The organism is Amycolatopsis sp. NPDC059235 (assembly GCF_042754125.1).
Classification (GTDB): Bacteria; Actinomycetota; Actinomycetes; order Mycobacteriales; family Pseudonocardiaceae; genus Amycolatopsis; species Amycolatopsis albidoflava.
On sequence record NZ_JBHZAG010000195.1, the window covers coordinates 1 to 1,021 of the forward strand.

1 protein-coding gene is annotated in these 1,021 nt (G+C 68.7%); it reads left to right on the top strand.

The window, feature by feature from the left end; translation table 11 throughout:
- Window positions 1–20 precede the first annotated feature (20 nt).
- On the top strand, window positions 21–1,021 hold a 1,001-nt coding region (locus ACFXI3_RS47130; protein ID WP_378408761.1), incomplete at its 3' end, for a hypothetical protein.

Genomic DNA, 1,021 nt, shown 5'->3' on the forward strand with positions numbered 1-1,021 from the left:
CCGGCGGTGCGGAGGAGCGGGTGGGGCAGGCGCTGGCGTTGCTGGGGTATCGCCCGCTGACGCCGGAGGAGCGCGAACGGGCAGTCGTGACGATCGCGAGCGTCGACGCCCAAGGCAATCCGGTGGAAACACTGCTGGCGGAGAACGACCAGCGGATGCTGGACCACGTGCTGGACCACGGGACCGCCACCCGGCGCGACATCGCGTCAGCCGTGCTGGGTGCCACGGACGCGGCTGCCATCGACAACACCAGGTCTTCGGTGGACAATCGGCTGGACAACGACTACCACCTGGTCGAGAAGGCCCAGCCCGGTAAGAAACCCGTCATCTACACAGCCCAGGTGCCGCCGCCGGGTGGCGTGGTCTGGCGCGACAGGCCTTTGAATCTCGTCTTGCGGAAGGTGCGCTCGTACCTCGAGGCACACCCCAACCGGTGGCACTCCGTGGCCGAGATCTCGGACGCGTTGAAGAAAATCGAGAAGGACTCGGCTCGCAAGGCGCTGGAGGCGCTGGTCCGGACGGGCGTTGCATCCAAGGAGCACGATAGGGACGGCACCGTCACCGTCAGATACCGGTTTGTCCCTGAGGCGCTGAGGCCGGAGGCGAAGAAGGTCGAGAAGGGCGATGTCCCCCGGGCGATCGTGGCGTTTCTTGAGGCCGAGGGAAACCTGGGGACGTTGTTCACCGCCGCGCAGATCAGCGAGGGCACCGGGCACAGCGAATCGTCGGTGCGCTGGGCAGCGCCCCTTCTCGTCAACGTGGATACCGGGGAGAGGGGCCTTCGCCGTGCGAAGACGTTCGGGTCGAGTGCGGTGGGCCGGCTACAGGTGAGGCCGGTCCGGGGAGACAAGCGACTGTCGGAGGGGGGGGAGGGTGCGGGCGGGGCGAAGCGGAAGAAAGTGGGGGGTGGTGGGGTGCGGGGTGGTGGTGTGGGGCGGGTGGTGTCGGGGTTGTTGGATCCGGCGGCGGCGGTGTCGGAGGGCCGGGCGCGGGTGCTGGCGGAGTTGGCGGGGGATTTCGC